25 protein-coding genes and 2 tRNA genes are annotated in these 25,526 nt (G+C 59.1%); 11 read left to right on the forward strand and 16 right to left on the reverse strand.

Features of this window, described 5'->3' with window-relative positions:
- The first annotated feature begins 40 nt into the window (after positions 1-40).
- From K3724_RS18435 to K3724_RS18445, 3 genes are read left to right on the forward strand one after another with little or no spacing between them, the layout of a single operon-like run.
- Positions 41-1,942, forward strand: coding sequence for a hypothetical protein (locus K3724_RS18435; protein ID WP_259988017.1), 1,902 nt, complete (start codon positions 41-43; stop codon positions 1,940-1,942).
- Positions 1,939-3,420, forward strand: a complete 1,482-nt coding sequence (locus tag K3724_RS18440) for a hypothetical protein (RefSeq protein WP_259988018.1) — start codon at positions 1,939-1,941, stop codon at positions 3,418-3,420. Before K3724_RS18435 ends, K3724_RS18440 begins: the two co-directional genes overlap by 4 nt.
- A complete protein-coding gene (locus tag K3724_RS18445; RefSeq protein WP_259988020.1) occupies positions 3,417-5,366 on the forward strand; it encodes a hypothetical protein in 1,950 nt (649 codons plus the stop codon). The genes K3724_RS18440 and K3724_RS18445 overlap by 4 nt, the downstream gene beginning before the upstream one ends.
- Before the next feature lie 233 nt (positions 5,367-5,599).
- On the opposite strand, the gene K3724_RS18450 is transcribed toward K3724_RS18445, so the two are convergent.
- A complete protein-coding gene (locus tag K3724_RS18450) occupies positions 5,600-6,736 on the reverse strand; it encodes a HigA family addiction module antitoxin (RefSeq protein WP_259988022.1) in 1,137 nt (378 codons plus the stop codon).
- A 418-nt stretch (positions 6,737-7,154) separates the two neighbouring features.
- Between K3724_RS18450 and K3724_RS18455 the strand changes: the two genes are divergently transcribed.
- From K3724_RS18455 to K3724_RS18470, 4 genes are all read left to right on the forward strand, one after another.
- Positions 7,155-8,108 (forward strand): multiubiquitin domain-containing protein, encoded by a 954-nt coding sequence (locus tag K3724_RS18455; protein WP_259988024.1) that lies wholly within the window; start codon positions 7,155-7,157, stop codon positions 8,106-8,108.
- Positions 8,108-9,499: a ThiF family adenylyltransferase gene (locus K3724_RS18460; protein WP_259988026.1), complete on the forward strand. Its 1,392-nt coding sequence runs from the start codon at positions 8,108-8,110 to the stop codon at positions 9,497-9,499. Before K3724_RS18455 ends, K3724_RS18460 begins: the two co-directional genes overlap by 1 nt.
- 97 nt (positions 9,500-9,596) lie before the next feature.
- On the forward strand, positions 9,597-9,893 hold the full coding sequence (locus K3724_RS18465; RefSeq protein WP_259992683.1) for a DUF6527 family protein: 297 nt from the start codon (positions 9,597-9,599) through the stop codon (positions 9,891-9,893).
- 313 nt (positions 9,894-10,206) lie between these two features.
- Positions 10,207-10,512, forward strand: coding sequence for a hypothetical protein (locus K3724_RS18470; protein WP_259988028.1), 306 nt, complete (start codon positions 10,207-10,209; stop codon positions 10,510-10,512).
- 398 nt (positions 10,513-10,910) lie between these two features.
- Here the strand turns inward: K3724_RS18470 and K3724_RS18475 are convergent.
- From K3724_RS18475 to K3724_RS18500, 6 genes are all read right to left on the reverse strand, one after another.
- Positions 10,911-10,985, reverse strand: a tRNA-Phe gene (locus tag K3724_RS18475).
- An 81-nt stretch (positions 10,986-11,066) separates the two neighbouring features.
- Positions 11,067-11,270 carry a DNA gyrase inhibitor YacG gene (locus tag K3724_RS18480; RefSeq protein ID WP_259988030.1) on the reverse strand — a complete coding sequence of 68 codons (204 nt, stop codon included), beginning with the start codon at positions 11,268-11,270 and terminating at the stop codon, positions 11,067-11,069.
- Positions 11,267-12,289: a ribonuclease E/G gene (locus tag K3724_RS18485; RefSeq protein WP_259988032.1), complete on the reverse strand. Its 1,023-nt coding sequence runs from the start codon at positions 12,287-12,289 to the stop codon at positions 11,267-11,269. Before K3724_RS18485 ends, K3724_RS18480 begins: the two co-directional genes overlap by 4 nt.
- Entirely contained in the window at positions 12,286-12,867 is a 582-nt protein-coding gene (locus K3724_RS18490; protein ID WP_259988034.1) for a nucleoside triphosphate pyrophosphatase, read from the reverse strand. The genes K3724_RS18485 and K3724_RS18490 overlap by 4 nt, the downstream gene beginning before the upstream one ends.
- 178 nt (positions 12,868-13,045) lie before the next feature.
- The gene (infA, locus tag K3724_RS18495; RefSeq protein ID WP_005978431.1) at positions 13,046-13,264 is read right to left on the reverse strand and encodes a translation initiation factor IF-1; all 219 of its coding nucleotides are present in this window, start codon (positions 13,262-13,264) and stop codon (positions 13,046-13,048) included.
- An 83-nt stretch (positions 13,265-13,347) separates the two neighbouring features.
- Positions 13,348-14,226: a carbon-nitrogen hydrolase family protein gene (locus tag K3724_RS18500; protein ID WP_259988036.1), complete on the reverse strand. Its 879-nt coding sequence runs from the start codon at positions 14,224-14,226 to the stop codon at positions 13,348-13,350.
- A 257-nt stretch (positions 14,227-14,483) separates the two neighbouring features.
- Here K3724_RS18500 and K3724_RS18505 point away from each other — a divergent pair, with 257 nt between their 5' ends.
- Positions 14,484-15,404: a hypothetical protein gene (locus tag K3724_RS18505; RefSeq protein WP_259988038.1), complete on the forward strand. Its 921-nt coding sequence runs from the start codon at positions 14,484-14,486 to the stop codon at positions 15,402-15,404.
- A gap of 49 nt (positions 15,405-15,453) precedes the next feature.
- Here K3724_RS18505 and K3724_RS18510 read toward each other — a convergent pair whose 3' ends face one another.
- From K3724_RS18510 to K3724_RS18525, 4 genes are read right to left on the reverse strand one after another with little or no spacing between them, the layout of a single operon-like run.
- Entirely contained in the window at positions 15,454-16,041 is a 588-nt protein-coding gene (locus K3724_RS18510) for a GNAT family N-acetyltransferase (protein ID WP_259988040.1), read from the reverse strand.
- A complete protein-coding gene (locus K3724_RS18515) occupies positions 16,038-16,436 on the reverse strand; it encodes a ketosteroid isomerase-related protein (protein ID WP_259988042.1) in 399 nt (132 codons plus the stop codon). The genes K3724_RS18510 and K3724_RS18515 overlap by 4 nt, the downstream gene beginning before the upstream one ends.
- Entirely contained in the window at positions 16,433-16,891 is a 459-nt protein-coding gene (locus tag K3724_RS18520) for a low molecular weight phosphatase family protein (RefSeq protein ID WP_259988044.1), read from the reverse strand. The genes K3724_RS18515 and K3724_RS18520 overlap by 4 nt, the downstream gene beginning before the upstream one ends.
- Before the next feature lie 3 nt (positions 16,892-16,894).
- Complete coding sequence (locus K3724_RS18525; RefSeq protein ID WP_259988046.1) at positions 16,895-17,374, reverse strand: UPF0262 family protein; 480 nt, start codon at positions 17,372-17,374, stop codon at positions 16,895-16,897.
- A gap of 157 nt (positions 17,375-17,531) precedes the next feature.
- On the opposite strand from K3724_RS18525, the gene K3724_RS18530 reads away from it, so the two are divergent.
- Positions 17,532-18,293, forward strand: coding sequence for an SDR family oxidoreductase (locus K3724_RS18530; RefSeq protein ID WP_259988048.1), 762 nt, complete (start codon positions 17,532-17,534; stop codon positions 18,291-18,293).
- A 243-nt stretch (positions 18,294-18,536) separates the two neighbouring features.
- Here K3724_RS18530 and hisD read toward each other — a convergent pair whose 3' ends face one another.
- The 5 genes from hisD to K3724_RS18555 all read right to left on the reverse strand — a co-directional run bounded on the left by hisD (position 18,537) and on the right by K3724_RS18555 (position 22,419).
- A complete protein-coding gene (gene hisD / locus K3724_RS18535; RefSeq protein WP_259988050.1) occupies positions 18,537-19,838 on the reverse strand; it encodes a histidinol dehydrogenase in 1,302 nt (433 codons plus the stop codon).
- A 158-nt stretch (positions 19,839-19,996) separates the two neighbouring features.
- On the reverse strand, positions 19,997-20,509 hold the full coding sequence (locus K3724_RS18540; protein ID WP_259988052.1) for a GNAT family N-acetyltransferase: 513 nt from the start codon (positions 20,507-20,509) through the stop codon (positions 19,997-19,999).
- Between the two features lie 3 nt (positions 20,510-20,512).
- The gene (locus tag K3724_RS18545) at positions 20,513-20,989 is read right to left on the reverse strand and encodes a DUF2948 family protein (protein WP_259988054.1); all 477 of its coding nucleotides are present in this window, start codon (positions 20,987-20,989) and stop codon (positions 20,513-20,515) included.
- The gene (gene murA / locus K3724_RS18550) at positions 20,989-22,257 is read right to left on the reverse strand and encodes a UDP-N-acetylglucosamine 1-carboxyvinyltransferase (RefSeq protein ID WP_259988056.1); all 1,269 of its coding nucleotides are present in this window, start codon (positions 22,255-22,257) and stop codon (positions 20,989-20,991) included. The genes K3724_RS18545 and murA overlap by 1 nt, the downstream gene beginning before the upstream one ends.
- Before the next feature lie 6 nt (positions 22,258-22,263).
- Positions 22,264-22,419 carry a hypothetical protein gene (locus K3724_RS18555; RefSeq protein WP_259988058.1) on the reverse strand — a complete coding sequence of 52 codons (156 nt, stop codon included), beginning with the start codon at positions 22,417-22,419 and terminating at the stop codon, positions 22,264-22,266.
- 85 nt (positions 22,420-22,504) lie between these two features.
- Here K3724_RS18555 and K3724_RS18560 point away from each other — a divergent pair.
- Together K3724_RS18560 and K3724_RS18565 are read left to right on the forward strand one after the other, a co-directional pair.
- Positions 22,505-22,579, forward strand: a tRNA-Thr gene (locus K3724_RS18560).
- Positions 22,580-23,058: 479 nt separating this feature from the next.
- Entirely contained in the window at positions 23,059-25,407 is a 2,349-nt protein-coding gene (locus K3724_RS18565; protein WP_311200190.1) for a methyl-accepting chemotaxis protein, read from the forward strand.
- Positions 25,408-25,526 lie beyond the last annotated feature (119 nt).

Below are 25,526 nucleotides of genomic sequence, written 5' to 3' on the forward strand. Positions count from 1 at the left end.
CGAATCCCCCCTGTAACGCCAGTATCTTGCGGAAACCACCATGGCCGAAGACCCCCCCACCCCCCTGACCATGCAAGACGCCGTCTCCCATGCCGAAGAACATGGCACGCCGAGCCAGAAGCAGGACATCCGCAAAGCGAAGGCTGCATTTTCCATACATGGATTCGAGGGTCCCAGTTTTAGCAACTTCCCGGCCGATCTCTCCACCTACGAGAAAACCATCACCAAGCTCAGCGGCAGCATGCCATGCCTGCAGGCCCTGGTTCACGCAGCGGGGATTTCGGACGAAAGCTACAAGCAGTTTCAACGTGCGGGGCGCCGCCTCATCGAAGCTGTCACGGGAGTTAAAGCTGCCAAACTGGAACGGAAGGCCCGCAACGACGAGTGGGCAGATATTCAGAACCAGATCGCGCTGCTCGTGAAAGCGGGTTTCGTAATGCCTCAGCACAGCATTGCGTTGACAGCACTGATCGATATCTGCCGTGCGGCGGAAATCACGCCCAAAACCCTGACCGCCGAACAGGTGCAGGCCTGGTTATCCAATGCACCTGCTGCGAAGCGCAAGGCACTGAGAAAGGGACTGAAGGCTCTGGATACACTGCAGGGGATCGGCCGGTTGCGTCCCCTGTTGCCTCCCTGCCTTGTGACCCCGGAATCAAAACCATCTGGCCGCCTCCGCACGCTACCAGGTCCGCTGCAGCAAGCCATTAATGCGTGGCTCGATATTGCGGCACGTGAACAAGTTGAAGACCCGCGCTACGAACACCTGGCAGAGCCGCTGTCGGCCCCGTCGCGTGCCGCTTACAGCGCGGCCGTCTCGCTCTATGTGCAAACTCTCTTCAAGCTGGAGCCTGACCTCTTATCCGAGACGGCTCTGAACCGCCTTTTCTCAGAAAAAAACATAGATGCCGTCCTGTCCGCCTGGGGCCAAAATGAAGCACTTAAAGCAAGGACACTTGCAGGATATGCCGCAAACATCGCCGCGCTTCTCCAGCGGAATGGCCTGCCCGATGCAGGCACTTATGTTGCCGGACTAAGCAAGGTTTTGCCGCATCTGGTTGAGGGGCGGGCCGCGGGCAAGGTTATGAGCCCCCGGGTTAAACGGTGGTGTGAAGCGCTTCTGCGGGACCCGAAGAAAACAACCCTCTTTCAGATTCAGCATCTCGAGTATTATCGCCGCGCGCTTGAAGCACTTGCAGCCGCGAAGCAGAACAGTCTTGACCTGCTTCACCTCTCGAACCCCGAAGTACTGGCTGCTCTGCCTGATGCAAAAAGGTACGCTGTCAAAAAAACGCTGCGCACCGTACGGATGTTTGGCCTGATGGCAGCTTATTCCGCTGTCGCACTCGAGGGGGCGCCATTCCGCCGCCAAAACATGCTCACGATGCGGCACTCCGGCCCTCGGAAAACGATGCACCTGCATCTCATCGGCCGGGCACCTCATGTAGTGATCAAATTTCCGAACGAAGAACTTAAAAATGGCAAATATCTTTCGGAACGCGGAGAGGAACTCGAGGCAATCACGATCGAGAAGCGCGGACCGGGTGATCACGCCGTGGATATCATCACGTTTTATCTGCGCGAAATCCGCCCTCTTTTCCCTGAAGCGGACAAAACACATGCGTTTTTTCCACCGCTCAAGGCTGCCGCTTCACCCGACGCCGGGTTTATCTCGGCCACGTTCTACCTCTGGCTCAGCGAGGCGTCCGCAGAGATCGGCCTGCCGATGAACTCCCATAACTTCCGCCATGGCTACTGCTCGATCGACATCAACGATGGCCGCCGGTCCATCGAGGATCTCGCCAAGCTCCTTGGCGATACTGTCGCAGTCGTGCAGCGCAATTATGCCTGGATTAATGCAAAGAAATCGGTGCTGAACGTGCAGAAGGACACGGCGCGGCGGCGCACGGAAATCCTGAAAGCGCGCGGGGTGACCGAATGAACCGGCATCGGATCCTCGATAAGCCCGTTTGGCAGCACTTCCTGCACATCGAAGGCCTCCACGCTATACCACTGCTTTCGCTGATCGCAGCCGATCAGGTCTGGGAACAGGTTGCCGTATCCGGCACTGTACGGCCGGCTCCCTCAGATTATGCCATGTGGGCAAAAATGATGGCGGACAATGATCCGGCCGCATGGCTCGAACACCTCGCGAAGGCCTTTGCTGTAATCTTGCCTTCTGAAACCGCCAACGTCTCCCGAGCGATCTGTCTGTTGCCGGCGCCATCCTCCGCGCCCGCTCCGGCGGCAACGGCAATGAAGTCGACGGTCGTGCAACGGGATCCCTGCGAATACCGAGCCAATGCGCGGGCACGATACGTTTCGATTAATCCGTGGGAGCTGCCGGATGCCTGGCAGGAAATCCTGCGGCGTGCCTCACAAGGATTACCGGGGCATAGAGCGGCGGTCCCGTCTCAGGGCATTCTGCAGCGTATGTGTCAAAAATTATGCCAGCTTGCTTGGTCGGCACAAGAGGCTGGTTTGAACCCGGCTCTCTCCTCTGAGGTTGTTGACCATTATCTCGCCGGCCTTGAAACCCGGCTCCGCTTGCGAGCGCATGGTATCCGGTGGGCCACGATGCGGGCAACGGCGGAGGAGCTTCACCGCTTCGCCCGCTACAGCGGCATTGTTTCCGAAGAAGATACCGCGTACCTGCTTAAACGCCTGACGCGCTATTCACTCTACGAGAAAGGGCAGGATGCCCTGAAATTCCAGGCGCTTCTCGACGCCGGCAACACGACCCTACGCGTCTTGGACAAGGCTGACGCGCTCTTGTTGCGTGCTTCCCTGGAAACACGGGCAGACCGCCGCCATTTGCTCCGCAACGCAGGTGCGATCCTCGGCATTTTCAGCATCGTGCCGCTCCGGAATGCAGACGCGATACTAACCTTGAACGATACGCTGGTCTGGGAATCCGGCACCTGGGTCATTGATACCGGAATCTCGAAAACCCAGCGGCGCAACACAGACCGTCTCGTCGTCGCTCTTGAGCCGGAATTCGGACGGTACATCGACGTCGTGGTGCAGGGTGACCATGATGCACGGCACCTTCCCGAATTACGCAACCAAGCGATGAAGACCGGCGGCCCCCTTTTCGTGCGCGAGCGCGGGAAATGCACAAGCCCGACATACATCCCCCGGCTCTTCAAGACCTTCGCGGGAACATCCCTTACGACAGCGAGGACGATGCTCCACACCGACCAAGCTATCAGCCGTGGAGAAGCCGGAACGCGCGATACAATGGCCATGGCGCATCAGACATCCCCACAGACTGCACTGAGATACCAGGCGAAAAGGGTACGGCAAGCCGCTATCCAGCGCGTTCAATATGCAGCCGCCAACAGGCGGTCAGAACTGCTGACTGACGATCTTCTGAAGCAGATCCGCAGCCTTGAAACGGCACAAGAGGTTCAAAAATGAAGATTTCGGACATCTACACCGCAGTTTCCAGCGGGTGCTTCCTAGGCGGAGATGAAGCGTTTTTGGCTCAGGTCGCAATCGAACTGCTTGCGCAAGTAGAAGGCGTACCGGTCCCGGCCTTGGACATGTCAGCACCTGCCTTTGCGCTTGCCTACCCTTTTGAAACGCCTGCACAGCTTTGCTTCTGGCATGGTGCATCGCACTATCAGGCTTGGCGAAGGACGATTTTGGATGCCCAGATGCGGGCTGTCCCCGGGAATACTGACGGGGCGTCCTGGAGCTCGCTTGCACGGGCGGAACGCTTGTTTTGCAAATCATCCGGTGCCAGGTTTTATGATCTGCCCCTGTACTTGCCCGCCACAATGCAGCCAGAAGATGTGACCGATGCGGTGATCAGAGCAACATATGAGGGGCTGGATAACATTAAGCGCCCCCGGTTTAGAGCGGGAGTGAACGCATTCAGGCACCTCTTTGACAATGACGCGGTCTTGCAGACAGGGCTGCTTCCTCTGATCAAGCCGCAACCGCTGCCGGGCCTTCGCGATCACCGGGCTTTGGTTCCGATGGCTCCAGACATTGAAAGGGCACGTTCTGAGCTGTTCGAAAGAAGCACGCGCTGCACGCTCGACTACGTCCACCGCCTTGCCATAGCAGGCGGCAGTCTTAACGGGGAAACCGATACTCTGGAAGATCTGCGCAAAGCCCTCGCCAGCCTGCCCAATCCCAATGACGTCGGGGTGCCTGAAATCACTGACCATTGCCTTCATAACTATATCAACACAGTGATGTGCCGAATCGGCGGGCGGGACTACCGGCTGACCGAGGTTGAGCAAGCTTGGAAAAATCTCCGCAAGGCAGCACGAGAGGCGGGTTGCGAGACCAGTTTTTTGTGGGCTCTATCAAAACCGGCGAGCCAGCAGGGCATTGCCCCATGGCGGCTGACAACAGCGTGGGTCCGGCAGCTCATCGCCGGGTACAAGATAGACTCGATGCCTGCCCAATGCCGCCGCGGCTGCGAGCAGTTCGACGGCTTTCGCAGTGTAGTTCCTCCAGCTCTCTTGCCCCTAGAACCCCTGAGCATTCGCCGCAGCCCCCCGCAGAAACCGAAGGCCCCAAAGCCAATAGATCCGGTTCGTTCAGCTTGGACTGCTGTGTACCGGAACCTAAAAAATGACAGCAGGAGTTCTGAAGGACCAAGCCCTCTTTGGTATTTAAAGTCTGAAGCGATCAAAGCCGGTCTCCCTCCTTCTGGTATCACTCAACATTGGCTGGAAACGATCCGCGAAACTTGCCCTCTAGACCGGCTCCACCCCTTGAATGCAGGTGTTTCGACGCTTCGCTGCATACCAGGCTTCGAACATATCTCGCCACTGCGGAAACGGAGAGAACGGCACGGTGGGCTTCCTGCACGTATCGAAGACGAGTTACGGACTACACTTGCCGAAATGGGAGTTGCAGCGTCGACGGGCCGAAAAATGCTGCTGGCCGCTGGGGTCCTCACAGAGGCCCTGGGAGCAGATGACACGATGCCTCTACGTGGCCTGGTGTTCACGAAACTGGAAAGCGTGGACTGGAGCGCCCCTGAGAAACAGATCACAGAGTACATGGGCAAGATCATTTCGCTCCGGGAATTTCTTGCGCTTCCTTGGACACCGGCCTGGAAAGAGCTGCAAAGTCTCGTTGTCGGTGCCGGCGTGGGATTCAAGGAGAACCCGGTGCCTAAGGTGCTAGGGTGGAAACCGGGAGTGGATCCGCAAGATATCAGCCTTGAGTGGGCCCAGAAATTGGACAGGGAGCTCCGCTCAACGATCAGCCGTCCACCGCATGGGCGCGCTGACCTTGCAAGGACATTGGCCAGGCATTTGGCTGCATTCGATCGGCTACATGCAATTCCTTCCATTGCCGAGTCAGCGCTGATGCCAAAGTTGCTTGGAGCGATCAGATGACTCGCTAGTTTTGGAGATTGGCAAGCGTTGCATCAGCCCCCCTGATTTGAGGTCTGCCCGTAACACCGCCTCCGTTCTAGATTAGTACCAAACGCCAACATGGGGGTCAGTATCCACACTTTACACAGCCTCGGCCCAAAGCTGCCTTTATGTCGAAATAGCGATGTGCTGCGCCGCGGTCTGTTAAACCGGATTTTCGCTGCGCGGCCAAAACTTCCGCAGCCTGACTTCCACTACAATTGAAACTCGAGCTTTCTCTTTATCTTTGAGTTAAGGCGCGAGTTTTGAGGGATAATCCCTTCGTATTGAAGCCTCTCCAATAGGAGCCCTGCAGATACATCGTTCTGCTTTGCAAATGCTCGAAAACTGTCTTCGCTGATAGCATGATGACTTATTGAAAAGCTGTTGCGAAAGGCGTTGACCACCCGGCTTGTAACTAGAAACTCGGCAGCGAAGTTGTCGGCTTCCTGTTCAATATCAACGTCCAAGGTTTGGTCTGCATTATTCTGATCATGATCAATAAAAACAGCACGCTTGCTATGTTCCAGAATATGGCAGGCCTCATGGAAGAACGAAAACCACATTCTTTCTTCAGATTTCATTCTGTCGCTCACTGCAATGACGGCCTTGTCTTTGCTTGCCCAATATGCACATCCCCTTAACCCGGTCTTGGGTACAGAGGGAACGAATGCAATTGCTACGCCAACTTCCGCGCAGTCATCTACTAGAGACTTCGAGGACTTTCGGAACGGGCTCTTGGTCATATCCCTGGCTTTCGTGAGCGCGGTTCGAAATCCAGAAGCAGAATGCGGCGCGGTTTCGATTTCGTTGGCAATCAGTTCGCCGCATCGAAGCCAAACAGCGACGTTATATGGATCGATTTTCGCGTGTTCTTGTTGTTTAAAGCGCGAAAGACTGAGCCGTTCGTTCCAATGTGCCTCCCACGCTGGAACACTGCTGACACCAAAAGCGCGCAAGATGGCATCGACAAGCAAGCCGTTGCTCGGCTTGTTTTCTAACAGTCTCAGACGAAGCATCTCATTAATGTTGAATTTTTTGGCCCAAGCAACAGTGACCTCATCTTTGGCCGCAGCTTGGTCCTTTGCACGAGCTTGGGAAAGTTGGTACTTAGTCTGCAGATTAAGCCAAAAACTTGCACTATCTCCCAGAGCTTTCTCAAACTGCAAAGCAGTGTCTGGAGTGATAGAAGCAGTTCCTGAAATGATCTCGCTGATTGTTTTGGTCGGTCTACCGGTCCGCCGCGCGAAATCAACTATTTTTATTCCTCGTTCTTCGAGAAACATCTTCAAATATTCGCCCGGTGCCTTGGGGGCAAAATCTGGCTGAAATTGGTTTGAATGCGTCGCCATCAGACTCTTCCTCCCACAGAAATGATGTTGACTCGATCTACGTCGGCTAGGTCAGCAGAGGTTACCGCCGGAACAAGAAGTAATTGCCCATTGCCCACTCGTCCAACCGAGTAGTGTGCAGGTCGATATCCTTTCCTTTTTCTTCTTAGAATTGGCGGCGAAGTGCTCAAGTCGGCTAGTGTGGGAGCTGCATCCAGAAAATGCAGAAGATCCATCACGCGCCCCCCTGTGTCGACCCCGAAAGACTTTATCAGCCTACGGCTAGAATTGCAGAGCTGACAAAGCTCATCCGTAGCAAAACCAATCTGCATTCCCGCCTCGCGTAGTGTGGAGCGTCTTGGGCGGCTCCTTTTCATAACCTATCCCGTTATCGGAACCCCCACTAGTTGTCAACAAATTTTGCGTAACTAGAAGGGTTATGAAAAACATTGACGCGAATCTCAATTCCATGTTCTTCATAACCCTAAGGGTGGTGCAAACCATCTCTTTGATGATGGCAAAAGAAGGAATTCAGCCAATGAACAAGCATACAGGTAAGATGACGTTCCGGGTTCGGATCGCCGATGAAAACCTCAACTTCAAAGATCATGCCTTCGACGATCCCAAAGTGCTGGGGCGTCAGTTGATCGAAGCTGCCGGTGGTCACCCGGTCGACGAGCATGTGGCCATCGCGATCCTGCCCAATGGCGACTTCGAAGACATCCGGCTCGACGAAAGCTATGACCTGCGCGGTCGGGGTGTCGAGAAGGTGCTGGTGGCCCGTTCGGATCGGAGCTTCAAGTTCAAGATCGACGACGCCGATCTCGAATGGCCCCGGGCTTGCATCAGTGGCTTCGTGCTGCGCAAGCTGGCCAAATTGCCGCCCAACTACAACCTGTGGCAAGAGATCCCGGGACAGCATGACAAAAAGATCACCGATACGGATGTTATCAATCTGGCCGATGCCGGTGTTGAGCGGTTCGTGTCGCTGATCGATCAGACGACGGAAGGGGATGCCCTTCCGTCAAAAGATCAGACCTATCTTTCCGGTCATGGTTACGAGTTCGAAGTGGTGACAGAGGGTGTCAACACGGGGATCGTCCTGAAGGGCCTGCCGCTGCCGGACGGCAAGTACGAACACACGGCGGCAGATGTTCTGATCCTGCTTCCCAGGGGATATCCGGACTGCCCGCCCGACATGTTCTACGTCGCGCCGAAGTTGACTTTGGCAGGCACCGGGCAAGTGCCAAAGGCCTGTACCGTTGAGCACCGCTTCGGTGGTCGCGTATGGCAGCGGTGGTCACGCCACAACAACGCCTGGCGGCCAGGGATCGATGGTCTTCAGACTATGGTCGCACGCGTTCAAACTGCGTTGGCGGAGGCCCAAGCCTAATGCGTGCTTCGGACCTCATCCTTTTGGGCCCGCACAGGTCGCAAATCCGGTCCCTGCTGACGGCAGGAGCCGGGTCGGAGCGCTCCGCCTACATGCTCTTTGGTATCGCCGATATCGAAGCCGATCCTTGGACAAATCAACCGCGGCGGCGTCTGGTGTCACATCGTTTCCACGCAATCGGCGATGACGATCTAATATCAGCATCAGCGCGGCATGTTACTTGGCAGACCGATGGCTTCATGCGGCTCCTGAACGAGGCTAAGGCGAACGGCCTCATTCCTGCCCTCGTTCATACTCATCCCAAGGGTCATGCCAAATTCTCCGAGCAGGACAACCGCAACGAAGCCGAGCTTGCACGCACCGCTGCTCTGAAAGGGATGCCAGGGTTGATCAGTGTGGTCATCGCCGGAAACGGCGATATCGCTGCACGCATCTGGGCGCAGGCGGACAAGGCCGAGGGCCTCGGTCGGATCCTGCATGTCGGTCCGCGCCTGCAAATCTCGGGCCTGAAGGGAACGCCGGCAGATTTTCTGGATCGCCAAGTCCGGCTCTTCGGGAAGGAAGCCACACGTCAACTTTCTGGCTTCCGATGTGGGGTTGCCGGGGGCGGCGCGACCGGAAGCGCCCTTTTGCCCCTGCTGTTGCGGCTTGGAGTTCAGGAGGCCGTCCAATTCGACAAGGACATCATAGACGAGACAAATCTCAACCGCCTTCATGGTGGGCGGCGCTCAGATGTCGATGCGAAGTTGCCGAAGACCGCCATTCACACGCGAACCGTCGAGGATTCGGGCCTCGGCATGACGTTGGTGAGTGTGGATGCCTGGGCCGGACACCCAGCAACTTGGGATGCGCTCAAAGCCTGCGATGTGATTTTTTGTTGCACAGATGACCACGCCGGGCGGTTGTTTCTAAATCGCTTCGCGCGGTTCTATGGCATCCCCGTTATCGATGTTGGGCTTGCGATGCAGCGGCGGACGGGCGCAGCATATGATCTCTTCGCCCGCGTCTCGACACTGGTGCCGGGGCACCCTTGCCTTCTGTGCGGCGGTTACCTCGATCCGCGGCGCGCGCGCGAGGAATCCATGAGACGCAATGACCCTGACGCTTATGATCGGCTTAAAGAAGAAGCTTACGTGTTGGGCGAAGGCGATCCTTCCCCGGCTGTGGTCACCTTTACGACCGAGGCGGCGACGATGGCAGTGAACGAGTGGCTCGCTGGCGTGACTGGTCTTGCAGGAGAAGCCGGTATGCTTCCAACCCGCATTCGGCGCTTTCACGCCAGAGACGAACGAAGGCCCTTCGTAGAACCCAGACCGGACTGCCCGTGTTGCAATCAGGCAGCGACTCTCGGCCGAGGGGATGTGTACCCGTTTCTGGACATGGTAACCTGACATGAAAAGTATTATTTCACGCCTCCTGCGACAGCTATGCCTCTTGCGTTTTGATTTTCTTACGACACGCGTTTCAAGCTTGCCGGACCGGTCGAAAATGAAGGCAGATAGGCTCACCCTCGTTGAAAGTGGCGGTATCAAGAAATGGGCGTGCCTTACGTGTCCGGGTGGCTGCGGGGAAGTCATCAATCTTTCGCTTAACCCCAACCAGCGACCACGGTGGCGAATCTCAGAAGACTTCTGGTTGCGGCCTACAATTCATCCGTCGGTCCATCAAAAGAACGAATGCGGATGCCACTTCTGGATCAAGAACGGGCAGACCACATGGTGTCGGGGAGGACGGCCATCCAAACCATCGAAAGGCGAAATCGATACATGCTACCGTGGCAAGTGAAAAGCTGTCGAAGGTCCGCTTTGGGTTCGTGTGGAAAAATGTTCTGCAAGCGCAGCTAACTGCCGCAATTCCGCCCAAGCGAGCGAAGCCGTTGCCCCTACTTACAGGCCGAACTCGACCTTGGGCTGCAAGTAGCCTCGTGCGTATTCAGAAACCATGGCGGGAAGAAAGGGCGGCAATGGGTTCATTCCAGCCCTTGCCACCGCACTGTCCAACTAACGTCAATTGGCAGCGGCATATGGAGGAATCACCCTTGGATTGTTTCATGTGCGCTTCTACTTTTCGCTGAGAAACAGTGCGATTGAGGTGAAGTATGGATTGGATGTGGACTTGGAGCGGTGAATGCTTCGGCTACCGAGACGGTTATGAACTGTGGACGCACGACGGCAAACATGTCGGCAAGTTCTGCGGTGATGACGTCTACGGTCGAGATGGAAGGTATCTTGGAGAGGTGATGAACCAAAATCGACTCATAACAAACTATGCGAAGTCGGGCTGGGTGAAGGCTCCGTTCGCCCCGTATGCCCGCCGTGCAGGTTACGCCAAGTATGCGAACTGCGCCGGGTATGCGATGTATGCCGGTCATCAGGATTTCCCCAAGCCGGATACTTTCAGTTGAGGAGACTAACCACAACTTGATGTGTTGTGCGTAAGAGGCAAGGCTTCCTTGTTCTCATCGCCTGGCAACAGTGGCGCCTGAGTCTACCAAAGCCCAATGACGGCCTCACCGATGGCGTCTGTTCCTGCAACATCTTCTATACCGGGGAGAGTGCAGTTGGCCCAAAGTCGGCTGCCCCCTCACGCCGGTGACTACCGCCCGAATCATTCAACGCGGGTTTCTATCAGAAAGGATCGTTTCCCTTCTCTCGCTGACGCTTTGACGGTAATTGGAAGGTGGTAGCGACCCCGATGGCCACGCAAGAGAAAGTGCGTCCCCAGTACGTCCCCATGTACATGTCCGGTTTTCGCAACAGATCTTCACTTTGCGAAAACTTCAAACATTTCAATGATTTGAAGTGGTGCCCGGGGGCGGAATCGAACCACCGACACGAGGATTTTCAATCCACTGCTCTACCCCTGAGCTACCCGGGCACGGGAAGGCTGTTCGCCTTGGGTGGGGGCCTTCTATGCCGGGCGCGCGGCGGTGTCCAGAGGGTTTTGCAAAGAAAAACACTAATGGCGGGTTTGCTGCGGATTTTTTTCCGGCGCCTGCGCGCGGCCAGCTTCTTCCAGAGCGTTTTCAATGTCTTCCAGGTCCTGGCTGGGCACTGAATAGGCACCGGTCAGCCATTTCCCGAGGTCGATATCAGCACAGCGCTTGCAACAGAAAGGCCGGTGTGTCTTTTGCGTTTCCCCGCCGCAGATCGGGCAGCTCATTTCAGCACCTCATTCAGGGCAATGCGACCGCGCTTTCGCTGCAACTCAAAATGGCCGAGGTTGGTCCAGCCAGCCAGAACCGTTTCTTCGGAATCGGCCCGGAAGGCGGCCCGCAGCGCGGTTTCAAAGCCGCGCCGGTCCTTCTTGGGCATCGGGGCCAGGTCCAGGATGATCTGGCCGCCCAGACCGCGCACCCGCAAGGCCCGGGGCAGGACTTTGGCCGCCGCCATATTGGCCTTAACCCCCGACGCAAGCGAAGTATCCGAGCCGGTGTTCACATCCACCGCCACCAGGGCGCGGGTCGGCTCGATGAACAGGAAGGCGCCGCCCGGCAGCGGCTCGCGGATACCCTGTGCAATGTCCAGCGCATCCAGTACGCCCAGGCGTTCGAACCCGCCGGGTTCGCGCTCAACATCAGCAGGCTCCACCCAGTCCCGCCAGGCCAGCAGATGGGGGGTGTCACCTTCGGCCAATACCTCCGGCTCGGAACCTTCATCCTGCATTACCTGCGCCGCCAGCGCCGCCATGGCAGCAACGTCTTCGGCGATCTCTTCGCTGTCCGCGCCGGCGCAGGCAGAGCGCAGGATCAGGCCGTAACCCGACTCGCCCATTTCCTCATGTGCAATCTCCAGCAGCCGGTCGCGCTCGTCCTCGTCGCGGATGCTGCGCGAGATGTTCAGACCCGGTGCCTCCGGCGTGACAATGGCATAGCGGCTCTTGCACAGCAGCTTCTGTGTTACCGGAATGGCCTTGCCCGGTTCGGCATAGCCGGAGACCTGCACCAGGATCATCTGGCCAGGTGCCAGTCCTTTGACCTGGCGCAGGAAGGCCGGGCCGTCAGGCGTGGTCAGGAACATGCCGCCCTGCCCCTTGACCGGCCGGTCGGCGCGGGCGCGGTAGATGGTGCCGGGCGCGGGGGCGTCGCTTTCGGCCAGGAAGTCCTCCAGTTTGCCGTCCACCATCAGTGCTGCGGCTTCACGGTCCTGGATGTGGTCGAGAATGATGGTGCGGCCCTTCATGCGGCGGCCTCCTGGTACAGCGGCAGCCCGGCGGCGCGCAAAAGATTGGCAGTCTCGGACAACGGCAACCCGACAATCCCGGTGAAGGAGCCGCTGATCCATGGAATGAAGGCTCCCGCTGGTCCCTGGATGGCATAAGCGCCGGCCTTGCCTTTCCAGTCGCCTGTGGCGAGATACGCGTTCAACTCCTCGTCGGAGAGGTTTTTCATCTTCACTTGGCTGACCACGTCCTTCTCCCAGACATGGCCGCCGCGGCGCACAGCAACGGCGGTGATCACCCGGTGGCGGCGGCCTGACAGGGCCAGCAGAAATTCTGCCGCCTCGCCCGCATCGCGCGGTTTGCCCAGGATGCGGCGGCCAAGCGCCACGGTGGTGTCCGCACAGAGCACAACGTCCTCAGCCCCGGCGGGGACGGCTTGGGTTTTTTCCCGTGTCACCCGGGTGCAATAGGCGCGCGGCAGCTCGCCCTTCTGCGGTGTTTCGTCAATTTCCGGCGGGCGCACCTCGTCCGGATGCACGCCAAGCTGCGCCAGCAATTGCAGCCGCCTAGGGCTGCCCGATCCCAGGATAAATGCCATGCCGTGGCCCTCTTACCTCTTTGCGCCTGTCATAAGGCGAATTCCCTCAGCGGGAAAGCAGGCCGGGTCTTTTCCTCTTGCCCGAAATATCCCCGCCGGAGGCAGCGGCCCCCAGGGCCGCTTCAAAACAAAAGCCCGGCAGAATGCCGGGCCTTGATATTTCTTCCAAATCAACAGCTTACTTAAAGCGATAGTTGATCCGGCCCTTGGTCAGGTCATAGGGGGTCATTTCCACCTGGACCTTGTCGCCTGCCAGAACACGGATGCGGTTTTTGCGCATCTTGCCTGCCGTATGCGCGATGATCTCATGGCCGTTCTCAAGCTCGACCCGAAACGTCGCGTTAGGCAGGAGTTCCTTCACGACACCGGGAAATTCGAGCGTATCTTCCTTGGCCATGTTGTCTCCATCATTGGGTTAGCCCGCAAACTGCGGGACGTGCGCCTAAATGGGGTCATTTTTCCAATATTTCAAGGGCTCAATCAGCAAAGAGCGGCCTTTGTGACCGATTTCACCCGCGGCATTTGTTCTTCCCAATGCAGCCGGTTCAGCACCCCGCCAGCTGCCCGCACATGGGCGATGGCCTCCAGGTCGGCCTCGCCGTAGGTCCAGCCCGGCTGGTTCAGTGTGCCCTCGGCCAGAACGCCAGTGCCGGGGAAGCCCTTGTCCGGCGGGCCGAAAATGCCGCCGGTACCGGTGTTCAGGTCCACCGCTTCGGACCACTCGTTGGTGCCGACGATGGATGCCATGGCGGTCACGCATTGGTTTTCCAGCGCCCGCGACATGGCACCGATGCGCACCCGCCAGTATCCGGCCAGCGCCTCGGTGCAGGAAGGAACGAGAATCACATCTGATTCCGCCAGCGCACGCCCCAGCAGCGGGAATTCGCTGTCATAGCAGATCAGCACCCCGATTCTGCCCAGCGCGGTATCGAAAATCTTGAGCGGCCCGCCTCCCATGATGCCCCAGTCCTCGCGCTCGAACCGGGTCATGATCTGCTTGTCCTGATGATCCCGTTTGCCTGCGGGCGTGTAAAGCTCTGCCCGGTTCACCGGCCGGGTGAGCCCGCTGTTCACCGGCGCGGAGGCGCCCAGGATATGCACCCCGTGTTCGGCGGCGAGCCGCAGATGCAGCGCGGCAGCATCCTCCATCTTTTCCGACACCGAATGGATCGACTGCTCCAGATCGGCGGCAACCGCCGCGCCGTCCAGCGTTGACAGCTCCATCGCGCCGTATTCAGGGAATACCAGCAAATCGGCGCCGTTTCCGGCAGCCTCTGCCACCCAGGCGGCCAGCTTATCCTCATACTGTGCCCAGCTGTCGAGCCAGTCGAGCGGATAGGCGGCGGTGGCGATTTTCATGCGGTCTCTCCGGCGGGCGGCAGCCGCATCCCGGTGCGGCCTTGCGGCAGGATTGCCCTGCAAAGGCGCCCGGCGCAAGACGGGGCGGTATACAGATTGCAGTTGCCGCCGGACCGATCCGCAATAATAGTTCGAAAAGGATGCGCATTTTTGCAACGAAAACAGCTGCATCCAGCGTTCCGTCTTGGTGTTACGCGGCAATTTGGCCATTCTCGGGCGCAGACACTCATTTGTTGATTTGAAAAAGGACCACTCCCTTGGCGACCAAACTTGATGACAGGAATCTGAAAGGCGTCATTGCCGATCTTCCCAAAAAAGGCTTCCGCACCAAATTCTGGCGCGAATACCGGGCCGGCGCCTGCAAGGGCAGTGGCGTGGGCAAGTATATGGATCTGCTGGAGAAAATGGGGGTGCCGCCGTCGGGCGATCCGTCCAAGGCAGATCTGGACCAGATGCCTGACATCGTGCAGGCGTTCAGCATGCTTGCCAATGCGATGCTGAAGGCACGCGGCAAATGCGGCAAGCTGCAATCGCACAGCAGGGACCTGTGCCTGGCCTATGCCAAGCTGATCGAAAAGCGAGAGGATGCGGCAGCAGAGCTGGCCCGCAATGCGGACAAGATCAAGCAAAAGCAGATGGTGCAGCAGCTGAAGGTCGAGAAGGAAAATGAAGAAACCGACAAGCATCTGGAAAAGCTCAAGAAGGAGCATGAAGAGACCCGCAAGCTGATCCTTAAGGAGATCAAGGCAGCTGAGGTGCGCGGCAAGAAGATCGAAGCCGCTTGCCTGGATATTTCCAAGGATGTGAACGCCGCGCTGGACAAACTGGAAGCGATCAAGAAGGCTTGGAAGGGCGCCTATAACAAGGAAGGCGCCGACCGCCCCAAGATCGAAACTCAGGCCGGCAAGGGCATCCGCGATCTGACCAAAGCCTACAAGATCGATGCGCACGCCAAGAACGTGAAAGGCGCCCTGCCCAAACTGTTCAAGGAACTGGCGGAGAACTACAAGCAGTTCAAACAGGAAGACTACAACAAGAAGGAATATGTTGCGGCCGGCAAGGCAGTCACAGCAGCCAAGCGCACCTTCGACGATGCCCGCGATTCCGTGAAGCTGTACGCAACTCAGCAGAAGATCGCACAGGAAGAAGTGCAGGCAGCGCGGCCAGAAGGCGTCTGAAGCAGCGCAAAGCAGCGTAAACAGGCGCCCGCGCGGGCGCCTGCCCCCTTTACAGATCCCGGATCCAGAACTGCAGCGGCTTGCTGGTTTCCCCGGGCTGATCCACGTCCTTCCAGAAAAAATGCGCGATGGCACCCTCAAGCGGGGCATAGCCGCGCTTGCGCCAAAACGGGTCCAGCGGCGCGTAATCCGCAGGCCGCAACGGGTGGTCCGCCGGGCGCTGCACGCTGCAAAAGGCGGTCTTGCTGAACCCATGCTTGCGGGCATGGGATTCGCGCGCATCAAAGAAACCGTGGCCGACCCCAGACCCGCGGCATTCCGGCAGCAGCACGGATTCGGCGCAGTAGAAGACGCCGTTCAGATCAATGCCCGTGCCCTCAAACGCCGCCGCGAAATCATCCGCATGATCGCTCAGCGGTGCGCCGGTGGAGGCCCCGACCAGGGTTTCACCGTCAAAAGCTCCGACCACCACGGCGCGGGGGCTGTCACGGTAGTTTTGCAGGTATTCCCGCTCATATGCCAAGTCGCCATCATAGAGATACGGCCAGGCGCGGAAGACTTTGATGCGCAGGTGTGCCACATCGTCCAGCGCGGCCTCCAGCGCCACACCGGTTGTTGCTTCGACCCGGATGGTCATCCGGCAGAGACCTGGGCGGTCCAGTCCGCGAGGTTGTAATAGGTGGTGACGCGGGAAATCTTGCCGTCTTTCAGCTCAAAGAACGAGCCGCCCGGCAGCCGGTAGGTCTGGCCCTTGGCTTCCGGCAGGCCTTCGTCGGTCACCAGATAGGTGCCATTCACAATGAACTCCGCCGCCGCGCGGGTGCCGTCGCCGTTGGAAAAGATCACCATATCGGTCAGCTCTTCCTTATAGCAGCGGCTCATGTGAGCGCAGAATTCTGCGAATTTATCTTTGCCTATCCGGATTTTGCCCTCGTTCACATGGTGGGCGATCTGGCCGTCCAGGCAGTCCAGCATGGCGCCGGTGTCGCCGGCGTTGAAGGCTGCGAAATAGCGCGCGATGGTATCGGTCATGTTCTCTCCGTCGGTTCACCCCAGCGGCTCTTCAAGTGCTGGATGATTTGGTCCCGTGATTGCCGGTAGACATCTAGCTTGGCTGCGCGTGTCTCGCCGAGCCCGGTAGGGTCCATAATCGGCCAATATTCGACATCGAGGTGAAAAAAACGGGTAAGTTCCAGCGCCCGGCGCTGGCTGGCCGGCGACAGCGCCACCACCAGATCAAAGGACGACAGGTCATCGCCCCAGCGTTCCATCTCGTCAAACGAGCGCGACCGGTGGCGCGACAGCTCGACATCGATTTCCTGGCAGACCGCGATGGCGAAACCGTCGATCTCCATGTCGTTCTTGACACCAGCGGACTGCACATAGGTGCCGGTGCCATAGAATTTCTTCATGATGCCCTCGGCCATCGGAGAGCGGACCGAATTGTGGTCGCAACAGAACAGAATGGACTGCGGCAGCTCCTCCACCCGTCAGCCTCCGAAATGCAAGACGCAGATCAAGGTGAACAGGCGTCTGGCGGTGTCGGTGTCGACTTCGGCCTTGCCTTCCAGCCGCTCCTGCAGAACCCGGCTGCCTTCGTTGTGGATGCCGCGCCGCGCCATGTCGATGGTCTCGATCTGACTGGGCGGCATGGTTTTCACCGCGCTGAAGTAGCTTTCGCAGATTTGATAGTAGTCCTTGACCACCTGACGGAACGGCGACAGCGACAGGTGGAACTCTGCTGCTTTCTCGCCAGTTTCGGTGTTGATATCGAAGACCAGCCGCTTGTCACGGATCGCCAGGCCCAGATGATACGGTCCCTCCGGCAGATCGCGGTCCTCTCGGGACGGCAGAGCAAAGCTGTTCTGTTCGATCAGGTCGTAAATCGCCACCTTGCGCTCCTGCTCAATCTCAGGCGTCGGAGGCGGCAGGTTGCAGTCGTCAAGTTCGATATGGCTGATGCGGCTCATGGGTCTTTGTCTCTAATATGCGCTGAGGCGTCCGGCCATGACTATCGCACCGGCGTGCCTGGGGCAATGCAGCAGCAGGCGTCAATGATATGCCGGTTTGCGGCAGTGCTTGACAGGCCACGCCTGCACGAACAGCTTGCCAGCAACAGGAGACAGGATGATGACAGGGCTTGATCAGTTTTCCCTCAAAGGCCAGCGCGCGCTGGTGACCGGCTCCACAGACGGGTTGGGGTTTGCCGCTGCCCGCCTTCTGTCTGAAGCCGGGGCCGAGGTTTGGGTGAACGGACGCAATGAAAAGAGGGTGGCAGAGGCCTTGAGCCAGATGCCTGGAAAGGCCCGCGCATTGGTTCTGGATGTGGCTGATGAGGGATCTGCAACCGCGGCATTCGAAGGCATCGCTGGTGAAGGCGGTCTCGACATTCTGGTCAATAATGTGGGGCAGCGGGACCGGCGCAGCCTAGCGGAATTCACGCGATCCGATCTGCAAGCGCTATGGGATGTTGATCTGATCGCCCCGTTCCGCCTTGCGCAATTGGCCGCCGCCCAAATGGCACCAAAGGGGTATGGCCGCATCATCAACATATCCTCGATTGCCGGCCTCATCGCGCAATCCGGGGATGCGGCCTATACAACAGCCAAAGCCGGTATCAACGGCATGACCAAGGCACTGGCGGCGGAGCTTGGCCCCAAAGGCATCACAGTGAATGCCATTGCCCCGGGTTTCTTCAAAACCAGCCCCAACATGTCCGCGGCCGCTGATCCGGAAATTGCAGTGAAATTGAAAATCGCCACCTCGCTCGGCCGCTGGGGCGAGCCTGAGGAACTGGCGCCCGCCATCCTGTTCCTCGCCTCCCCTGCCGCGTCCTACATCACCGGGCAGGTGCTGGCTGTGGATGGCGGCTATACCGCGCACTATTGAGTGCTGCGTCATTTTTCCGGGAAAAATGACTTGCGGCCTCCGGCGGGGATATTTGTGGCCAGATGAAGCAACGGATCATTAACCAAACTTGGCGACCCTAGTCTCGCGGTACAGGCGGGGACGCCGATGACCGCGCCAGGTGAAGCGCCCCGGCGGGCCCGGGGCGCGGATCCCTTTCATCTGGCGGAAAATATCCCGGGGTGAATGCGCGGCTCGCGCAGAGGGGCAGCGCCCCTGCTCCGCTTACTTGTTCAGCGCATCCAGCCGGGCGGTGACGGAAAGACTGTGCGCCTGCAGGCTTTCACTGTGAGCCAGAATTTCTGCCGCCGGGCCAATTGCCCTCAGCGCGTCCGATGTCATCTGGCTAAGGGTCGTGCGCTTGAGGAAGTCCAGAACTGACAATCCGGAGGAAAACCGGGCCGAACGCGCCGTCGGCAGCACATGGTTCGGGCCGCCGACGTAGTCGCCAATGGCTTCGGGCGTGTATTGACCCAGGAAGATGGCGCCTGCGTGGATGGTTTTTTCACTCAAGGCCACCGGATCGGCGACACACAACTCCAGATGTTCCGGTGCAATGCGGTTGGACAGCGCCGCCGCCTCATCCAGGTCCCGCACTGTTATCACCGCACCGAAATCCCGCCAGGAGGGGCCGGCAATTGCGCGGCGTTCCAGCGTTTCCAGACGCTTGTCCACCGCCGCTGCCACAGCCAAGCCAAATCCTTCGTCATCGGTGATCAGAATTGACTGGGCGCTTTCGTCATGCTCGGATTGGCTCATCAGATCCAGCGCGATCCAGTCAGGGTTGTTGTTCTTATCCGCAATCACCAGGATTTCAGACGGCCCGGCGATCATGTCGATGCCGACCTTGCCGAACACCCGCCGCTTGGCAGCTGCAACAAAGGCATTGCCCGGGCCGGTGATCTTATCGACCGGAGCGATAGTTTCAGTGCCATAGGCCAGCGCCGCCACCGCCTGTGCGCCACCAACCCGGTAGATTTCATCCACCTCTGCAATCTTTGCGGCCAGCAGCACCAGCGGGTTGATCTGCCCGTCCGGGGTTGGAACCGTGACCGCCAGCCGCTGCACGCCTGCAACCTTGGCCGGGATCGCGTTCATCAGCACCGAAGACGGGTAGGAGGCCAGCCCGCCCGGAACATAAAGCCCAGCTGCCGAGACTGCCGACCAGCGCCAGCCCAGCGTTGCGCCGGCCTCGTCAGTCCACTGCGCATCTTCCGGCATCTGGCGCATGTGATAGGCGCGGATGCGGTCGGCCGCCAGTTCCAGCGCCTGACGCTCTTCAGCAGAAACCGTGGCGATGGCCGCCTCCACCTCTGCATCGGCAATCCGCAGTTGCGCAGGCTCCAGCTCCATCCGATCAAACTTCGCTGTCAGCTCCACCAGCGCCGTATCGCCGCGGTCGCGCACGTCAGCGATGATCCTGGCCACGACAGCGTCCACATCCGGGCTATCCTCGCGCTTGGCGCCCAAAAGCACGGCGAAGGATTGTTCGAAATCGGAATCGGCGGTGTTCAGAAACTGCGGCATCGGGATCTCCTTTGGTCCTCGCATAGCTTTATGCCGGAGCGGCCTCAAGAACTATGGCGCAGAGCGGTGCAATTGGACGCAAGGACGGGGCGCTGCCCCTCTTGGCCGTATGGCCAATTCACCCCTGGGTATTTGCAACCAGAAAGAAGCAGCTGCAGTCAGAGAAGGGATTTTCGCATCGGGATGCAGGCTGTGCCGCAGCCCCCCTGAGCGGCATCAATTCTTTGCCAGCCATTGCTGCTGTAAAAGCCCAGCGCTGTTCGGGTCGCGTTCAGCCGCCCTTCGCTATGCCCTGCCCTGCGCAGTTCCGTTTCAAGATGCCTCAGCATACCAGACCCGGAGCCTTGCCCAACAGCGTCAGGGGAAACATAAAGCAAGGAGACCGTCCCATCCGGGCCCAAGCCGCCGACCGCCGCGGCCCCGCCGCCCCGTTCTGCCAGCCAGTAGCGACCCGGCCCATCAATCCAGTTGCGGATCTGTGCAGGCGACTTGTTTGCAGTCCAATCGGCTATCTTTCCAGCGTCGCCGCCGTGATCGGCCTGGCACAGATCGCGGATCGACGCGATGAGCACCTGGCTCATGGCAAATACATCAAAGACCGTGGCAGGGCGGATCACCAGCTCCGCTGCGGGGCGGGCAAAAGCCTGGGAAATGCCGCGCTTGTTCTGCACGGGTCAATCGCCATGATCCGGCGCGTGACCCGACGGTGCGCGGTAAGGCCGGGTGACATCCCGCAGCGACACCTCCAGCGCCTCGACCGCCAAGCGCACCGCGCCGTCGCCGGCCAGGGTCAGCAATACATGGCCGGCAGCGTCCTCATCCGGCTTGAAATCAACCGAGAGCAGCGACAGGACTAGGTCCTTGTCCTTGCGGTCCACGCCCTGCGACGAAACCGCCAGCACATTGTCCACCACCAGCAGCGACTGCACCCGCTCAAATGCCCGGCCACGGCGTTCCGCTGCTTCGCGGTCTTCCCAGCGGAAACGGTTCACCAGCAGGGCAAAGCGGCGCTCGGAGGCGCGCCAGCTCATTTCGGTGACCGGAAACACCGCATCCTGCACCAGCGTGGACAGGATCTTGAGATCCTCCTCCTCCAGTGCGCCCAGATTCAGAGGCGCCTCGCGGCCGTCTTCAAAGCTTGCATCCGCCATCACTCTTCCCTGATCCGTTCGATTTTGGCGCCGACGCCAGACAGTTTGCGCACCACATGCTCATAGCCACGGTCCAAGTGGTAGACCCGGCTTACCTTGGTTTCGCCTTCCGCCGCCAGGCCGGCAAGAATCAGCGAGACCGAGGCGCGCAGGTCGGTTGCCATCACCGGAGCGCCTTTCAGCATTTCAACGCCAGTCACGGTTGCATGGCCGCCGTGCACTTCGATCTGAGCCCCCATACGGGTGAGTTCCGGGGCATGCATAAAGCGGTTCTCAAAGATCTTTTCTTCCAGAACAGACGTGCCTTCAGCAGTACACATCAGTGCCATCATCTGTGCTTGCAAGTCGGTCGGAAAGCCCGGGAAAGGCTCGGTCACCACATCCACGGCCCGCAGCCGGCCGTTCTTGCGGCTGACGGTCAGGCTGTTTTTACCCTCGGTGATCTCGATGCCGGCCGTCTCCAGTTTGCTGCAGAAGCTTTCCAGCAGGCTGCGGCGGCCGCCCAGAAGTTCCACCTCGCCGCCGCAAATCGCGGGCGCCAGCATATAGGTGCCCAGCTCGATCCGGTCGGTTACCACCTGATGAGTCGCCCCATGCAGGCGGTCGACGCCTTGAATGGTGATGTCGGGGGTACCGTCACCGTCGATCTGCGCGCCCATTTTCCGCAGGCAATCGGCCAGATCGACGATCTCCGGCTCGCGGGCGGCGTTCTTGATGACGGTGGTGCCCTTTGCCAGGGTGGCTGCCATCATGATGTTCTCGGTTGCCCCGACCGAGGCAAAGCTCAGCTCTATCACAGCGCCTTTCAGCCCCCCCGGGGCCTTGGCGTGCAGATAGCCGTCCTTTAGTTCAATCTCGGCGCCCAGCGCCTCAAGACCCTGGATGTGCAGATCCATCGGCCGGGCGCCGATTGCACAGCCGCCTGGCAGCGACACCACCGCCTGCCCCAGCCGCGCCAGCATCGGACCCAGCACCAGGTTGGAGGCGCGCATTTTCCGCACGATGTCATAGTCAGCCACATGGCTGGTCAGGTCATGGCTCGACAATGCCAGCACCTGGCCGTCCTGCAGGCTGGACACTTCGGCGCCCAGTGACTGCAAGAGCAGTGTCATTGTCTTGATATCGCTCAATCGCGGTGCATTGGTCAGCGTCAGCGGTTCCTCGCTCAGGAGCGTCGCAGGCATCAGGGTGAGGCAGGCGTTTTTGGCCCCTGCGATTGGAATCTGCCCGTTCAGCGGGCCGTTGCCAGTTACCAGAATCGAATCCATCTGCCCTTACTCTCCGTTTTTGTCCGTATCCTGGTCCGGCTTTTCCGCCCGCGCCTTGGCCTGAGCCTTGCGCCGGGCCATGTTTGCCTTGAGCGCTGCCTTCAGCCGGTCTTCGCGCGATGCCGCTGACCTGTCGTTTTTCGGTGTTTTCTTTTCCGCCATAAGACTTCTGTAACTGAGTGGGAAAAAACCGTCCAGAATGCTCTTGCGCCCCTCAGCGTTTATGCCTAAAAGCCCCCTCACCGGCGCTGCTGTAGCTCAGAGGTAGAGCACTCCCTTGGTAAGGGAGAGGTCGAGAGTTCAATTCTCTCCAGCAGCACCATCTTTCAAAAATTGAATGTTTTCAGAATACTGACCAGATAGCGCCGGTTATTCGGCAGCCTGCTGCAGTAAGACGAGCGCTGCAAACACGCAAATTCACCGTGAGCTTAGGGGTTTTCATATCCTCAGACTCGCAGCCTGCCTGTCCTGCCACCCTTGAATGCAATTTGCCCTGTGCAGCGGATACTGAAGCTGGCGTATGGGATTCGCTGCTATCCCAAGCCCCGGCCGGAGGGCGGCACGGCTCGGTGGTGCACCGGCGATTCGCAACAGGCTCGTAAGGCCACAGATAAAAATCGATCTGCTTTTTTGCTGCATCTGACCCGGCAAATGCAGCAAATCAGGGGTTTTGGCACATAATTTAACGCTGCCGAAATGAATCCCATCAAGTGTTTTCCATCAGGCGCCACCCAGCTGGCACCGTTCACGGCTGCTCCCAGGCTGCCGGCAGACTCAAATGTTGATGGGAACTACGCTGCAATGACTCGACTGTTCAAATTCTGGGCGAATATGCCATTGGGCCGCAAACTGCCGCTGTCTATCGCCGCCCCCACGATAATTCTGACCCTCGCCTCTGGCATTTTCTTTGCCTGGGAGGCCGGACAAGCACTGAAGGCCAACCGGGAAGCCGCATATGCGACGCTGCTGGAAGAGCGCAAAGAAGCATTGGAGAACTGGGTGGCCGACCTGCGCTCGCAGACCCGGACACTGGTTGCCAGTAAAGCAGTTGAAACTGCATTGCGGGATTTTTCCAACGGTTTCTATTCTCTGGGCGATGACCCCAGCGGACATCTGCGCGCCGCCTATGCAGACGGCAACCCCAACCCTGCAGGCGAACGCTACAAACTGCTTGATGCCAAAGACAAATCCGCCTGGTCCATCCGGCACAAGATGAATCACACTGGGTTTGTCACCTTTCTGGAGGAACAAGGCTTCCTGGACGCCTACCTTTTGGATGTGCAGGGCAACATGGTCTATGCGGTGCAAAAGAACGATGATTTTGCACTGAATTACCTGGATGGACCGTATCGGGACAGCGGGCTGGGCGTGGCATACCGCGCCGCGCTGGAGCTGGAGCGCGGCCAGGTGTTCCTGTCGGAAATGGCTGCCTACAAAGCCGATGGCGGCCGTCCGGCAATGTTCATCTCTGCTCCGATCCTGAAGAAAGGCGCAATGATGGGGGCGCTGGTGCTGCGCGTCCCGGTTGAAGACATTTCAGAGCTTCTGTCCCATTCCAGTCTGCTGGGGGAATCCGGCCAGGCCTATCTGGTGCGCGGCGATGGCGTGGCACTGACTGCTTCGGACCGCGGCAACGGGCATCAGGCATTGTCGGATCTGCCCGGTTTGCCTCAGATTACGGCGGCACTTGGCGGCGGGAAAAGCAGTTTTTCGGGCACTCCGGGTCTGGCGGGCCAACCCGTCGAAGCCATGGCTGCGGGCGTCGCCCTCGAAGACCGGACCTGGGGCATTGTCCTGGAAGTTGACAGCGCAGAGGCGCTGGCGGCCCAAAACAGTTTATCCAACGCCGCCATGCTGCAGGCCGTTGGCGTGGCACTGGCTGTGGCACTCCTGTCTTGGGTGGCAGCCCGCAGCATTGCCCGCAAGGTTTCGGCCCTGTCCGACAGTGTCGAACACATCGCAGCCAAGGATTACAATCACCCGGTCGCGGGTCATGGCACCGGCGATGAATTCGGCAATATTGCCGGCATCCTCGAAGGTTTCAAAACTGACTTGCAAAATGCCCGGACGGCAGAAGAGGAACGGGCTGAATTGCAACGCCAGCAGGATCTCGTGGTTGGCGAACTGCGCAATGGCCTGAAGCATCTGGCAAACGGGGACTTTTCGAACCCGATAACAGAACCCTTCCCCGAAGCGTACAAAGGCCTGCGCCTCGACTTCAACCAGACAGCTGACACTTTGAACAATACGGTGCGCGAAGTGGTGGAAGCCACCACCAGCATCCGCAATGGCACCTCGGAAATCAGCCAAGCCTCGGATGATCTGTCGCAGCGCACCGAAAGCCAGGCCGCCACGCTGGAGCAGACCGCTGCAGCGCTGGACCAAATGACCGCCAGCGTCAAGGCTGCTGCCGATGGCGCACGCCGGGTGGAAACCGCCATGAACGAGGCCCGGGACGAAGCCGAAGCCAGCGGTGAAGTAGTGCGGAACGCGGTTTCTGCGATGAACGGGATCGAAGCATCGGCCTCCCATATTTCGCAAATCATCGGGGTGATCGACGATATCGCCTTTCAGACCAATCTGCTGGCGCTGAATGCAGGCGTCGAGGCGGCGCGCGCAGGCGATGCCGGTCGCGGCTTTGCCGTTGTCGCCTCTGAAGTGCGGGCCCTGGCACAGCGGTCCTCGGATGCGGCCATGGAAATCAAGGCGCTGATTTCCAATTCCGGTGACCAAGTGGCTAAGGGCGTGGATCTGGTCGGCAAGGCCGGCGAGGCGCTGAACAGCATCGTCTCCCAGGTCACCCATATCTCGGGGCTTGTCTCGGGAATTGCCGAGGGCGCAGCGGAGCAATCCACCGGCATTGGTGAAATCAACACTGGCGTGATGCAACTGGACCAAGTGACCCAGCAGAACGCGGCGATGGTGGAGCAGATGACAGCAGCAGGCCAACTGCTGAACGGCGACGCCTCCAAGCTGGCCGGACTGGTGGGCAATTTCAATGTCGGAATGGACACGCCTTCGGCCCGCCAGGTGCCGGAACCAGTCCAGCCATCCGCTCATGGCTCTGGCTGGGATGATTTGCCAGAGACGCATTCCGCCATTCCGGCCACGGACGGCTCGGCCGCCTTGGCAAAATGGCAGGACTTCTGATCCTGTCTGGAACGGGGCACATTGAGGCAAGGACAACAGCCTGACTGCAAAACCCGTTGCGCAACGGCCCGCTGCGGCCGCTGCGATGGCCGCCGCAGCGCCGCTCAGCCTGCACCGGT

It is taken from the genome of Leisingera sp. M658 (genome assembly GCF_025144145.1).
Lineage (GTDB): Bacteria > Pseudomonadota > Alphaproteobacteria > Rhodobacterales > Rhodobacteraceae > Leisingera.

Bases quoted from the DNA above. Each gene is read 5' to 3' on its own strand.
- K3724_RS18435 (WP_259988017.1), top strand. From the start codon at position 41: ATGGCCGAAGACCCCCCCACCCCCCTGACCATGCAAGACGCCGTCTCC.
- K3724_RS18440 (WP_259988018.1), top strand. From the start codon at position 1,939: ATGAACCGGCATCGGATCCTCGATAAGCCCGTTTGGCAGCACTTCCTG.
- K3724_RS18445 (WP_259988020.1), top strand. From the start codon at position 3,417: ATGAAGATTTCGGACATCTACACCGCAGTTTCCAGCGGGTGCTTCCTA.
- K3724_RS18450 (WP_259988022.1), bottom strand. From the start codon at position 6,736: ATGGCGACGCATTCAAACCAATTTCAGCCAGATTTTGCCCCCAAGGCA.
- K3724_RS18455 (WP_259988024.1), top strand. From the start codon at position 7,155: ATGAAAAACATTGACGCGAATCTCAATTCCATGTTCTTCATAACCCTA.
- K3724_RS18460 (WP_259988026.1), top strand. From the start codon at position 8,108: ATGCGTGCTTCGGACCTCATCCTTTTGGGCCCGCACAGGTCGCAAATC.
- K3724_RS18465 (WP_259992683.1), top strand. From the start codon at position 9,597: ATGAAGGCAGATAGGCTCACCCTCGTTGAAAGTGGCGGTATCAAGAAA.
- K3724_RS18470 (WP_259988028.1), top strand. From the start codon at position 10,207: ATGGATTGGATGTGGACTTGGAGCGGTGAATGCTTCGGCTACCGAGAC.
- K3724_RS18480 (WP_259988030.1), bottom strand. From the start codon at position 11,270: ATGAGCTGCCCGATCTGCGGCGGGGAAACGCAAAAGACACACCGGCCT.
- K3724_RS18485 (WP_259988032.1), bottom strand. From the start codon at position 12,289: ATGAAGGGCCGCACCATCATTCTCGACCACATCCAGGACCGTGAAGCC.
- K3724_RS18490 (WP_259988034.1), bottom strand. From the start codon at position 12,867: ATGGCATTTATCCTGGGATCGGGCAGCCCTAGGCGGCTGCAATTGCTG.
- infA (WP_005978431.1), bottom strand. From the start codon at position 13,264: ATGGCCAAGGAAGATACGCTCGAATTTCCCGGTGTCGTGAAGGAACTC.
- K3724_RS18500 (WP_259988036.1), bottom strand. From the start codon at position 14,226: ATGAAAATCGCCACCGCCGCCTATCCGCTCGACTGGCTCGACAGCTGG.
- K3724_RS18510 (WP_259988040.1), bottom strand. From the start codon at position 16,041: ATGACCATCCGGGTCGAAGCAACAACCGGTGTGGCGCTGGAGGCCGCG.
- K3724_RS18515 (WP_259988042.1), bottom strand. From the start codon at position 16,436: ATGACCGATACCATCGCGCGCTATTTCGCAGCCTTCAACGCCGGCGAC.
- K3724_RS18525 (WP_259988046.1), bottom strand. From the start codon at position 17,374: ATGAGCCGCATCAGCCATATCGAACTTGACGACTGCAACCTGCCGCCT.
- K3724_RS18530 (WP_259988048.1), top strand. From the start codon at position 17,532: ATGATGACAGGGCTTGATCAGTTTTCCCTCAAAGGCCAGCGCGCGCTG.
- hisD (WP_259988050.1), bottom strand. From the start codon at position 19,838: ATGCCGCAGTTTCTGAACACCGCCGATTCCGATTTCGAACAATCCTTC.
- K3724_RS18545 (WP_259988054.1), bottom strand. From the start codon at position 20,989: ATGGCGGATGCAAGCTTTGAAGACGGCCGCGAGGCGCCTCTGAATCTG.
- murA (WP_259988056.1), bottom strand. From the start codon at position 22,257: ATGGATTCGATTCTGGTAACTGGCAACGGCCCGCTGAACGGGCAGATT.
- K3724_RS18555 (WP_259988058.1), bottom strand. From the start codon at position 22,419: ATGGCGGAAAAGAAAACACCGAAAAACGACAGGTCAGCGGCATCGCGC.
- K3724_RS18565 (WP_311200190.1), top strand. From the start codon at position 23,059: ATGACTCGACTGTTCAAATTCTGGGCGAATATGCCATTGGGCCGCAAA.